The sequence below is a fragment of the Microseira wollei NIES-4236 genome, assembly GCF_020521235.1.
Taxonomy (GTDB): Bacteria; Cyanobacteriota; Cyanobacteriia; order Cyanobacteriales; family Aerosakkonemataceae; genus Microseira; species Microseira wollei.
Window position 1 is genome coordinate 1 of sequence record NZ_BLAY01000413.1, and the last position, 1,836, is coordinate 1,836.

Sequence of the window (1,836 nt, forward strand, 5' to 3'; positions counted from 1 at the left end):
CACTTAAGTGGACTTGTGCTATTAGCCGGTGATTTAAGCCCTGCAATAAATTACAAGGGCTTTTAGCGAACTGAAAGCCTTTAATCATCAGTATTTAGTCCACTTAAGTGGACTTGTGCTATTAGCCAGGGAATTTATTCCCTGGCGGGCTAATGCCACAGCGGGCTAATGCCACAAGAGCAAGATCTCAATTAAAACAAACTGATATAGCCATATTTAGTCAAATATTACTCTGGCATTGCGATCGCTCTCCCCCCTCTTTGGAAGAATGCCCTTCCAACCCCTTGCTAAAGTAACAGCATAGTGAAAAACGCATCCATATAATAATGACAGCCATCGAACTAAAACTCATCCCCCATCAAACCGCATCGGGAATCAACTACCAACACCTGCACATCCAAATCTCAGCGCCCGACGGACTGATCGAACCCGCCGATCTCAAAACCTTATTCCTACCCGAAAACATGGTTTGGAGTCAAGGCGTAGTCATTGAAGGAAAAGCGCCAATATGGTTATACGCTTATCTCGTTCACGCCTGTCATCCCGCCGCTTGGGTAGCTTGCTTCGATCCCCGTTTAGGAGAAGCAAAACCCCAATCTGGCGGTGCGATCGTCGTCGCCGCCCACACCCGCCAAGTTGTAGTCGGACAGGTATTGCCAGTAGACTTACCAGATGCCATATTTCAAAAGTAGAGATGGCTTTTTCGCGCAACAGCAACGCGCTAGGACAAAATGAATCTGGACTGGCAAAAACAAGTTAGCTTGGAAGTAACCCAACTAAAAACAACTGAGGGAAATTACCAAACCCTATCAATCAACTTACTTCCCCCAAGAGAACTGATCGCAACAGATATTTTACCTCACTTAGAACTACCCAGCGAGTTAGATTTAAATCGAGAGGTAATATTGTTTGGTCAAGCACCGATCTGGTTATACGGAAATTTAACCGAACGCTGTCGATCTGTTCCTTGGTTAGCTTGTTATGATGCCCGAAAGAACGTAGCCGTTATCGTACAAAGCCAAGTAGCAGAAAAAGCACCCGGAGATACTTTATCCGCATCCCTCAACCAAACCCCTTGTCCTGCTATTTTGATCGGTGGCCCTCCGGATAGCGGTAAGAGCGTTTTAGCCAATACATTGCGCTGGGATTTACTCAAAAAAAACCTCAATAAACAAGTCTTTCTGCATCGAGCAAACTGGGATGGGCAAGGAAATTGGGCATACGAAACTGCCAATCGAGAGCTAGTTAAAAGACTCGTGCGAGAGAATGAATTCCGCATCCATGAAAATGACCTAACTCGTCATTTAATCCCAGATTATTTTGAAAAAAATAGTCGAGATGTCAAAAATTTACGCGAGTTAGTCGATTTAGTATTAGTCGATCTGGGAGGAAAGCCACAACCAGAAAAGATGCCTTTGGTAGAGCAATGTACCCATTATATCATCATCAGCAAATCTCCCGAACAAATCGGAGAATGGCACGAACTTTGCCGGAAAAAATTGCAACCGTTGGCAGTCATTCACAGCGTTTTAGAAAAAAGAATAGAGGTTTTATCAACCAATCCTTTACTAGAAATAGTTGCGGGTATTTGGCAAGAAGGAGAAATGCTAACCATCCCAGATGTGTTGCTGCAAGCGGTTATTGTAGGGGCACGGCATTAATAAACTTTGCATTTAACGAGAAGATTTGCTCTTGCCGTGCCCCTACAGCCAATTTTAACGCTCGCGTAACCGAAAACAATATCAAAGGTTCCAACATTGTAGGGGCACGGCATTAATAAACTTTGCATTTAACGAGAAGATTTGCTCTTGCCGTGCCCCTACAACCAATTTTAAC

2 protein-coding genes are annotated in these 1,836 nt (G+C 44.1%); both read left to right on the top strand.

Annotation, left to right across the window (positions count from 1 at the left end):
- The first annotated feature begins 326 nt into the window (after positions 1–326).
- Complete coding sequence (crn3, locus tag MiSe_RS48865) at positions 327–692, top strand: CRISPR-associated ring nuclease Crn3/Csx3 (RefSeq protein ID WP_226594743.1); 366 nt, start codon at positions 327–329, stop codon at positions 690–692.
- Between the two features lie 39 nt (positions 693–731).
- Complete coding sequence (locus tag MiSe_RS48870; RefSeq protein WP_226594746.1) at positions 732–1,661, top strand: CRISPR-associated protein Csx3; 930 nt, start codon at positions 732–734, stop codon at positions 1,659–1,661.
- Positions 1,662–1,836 lie beyond the last annotated feature (175 nt).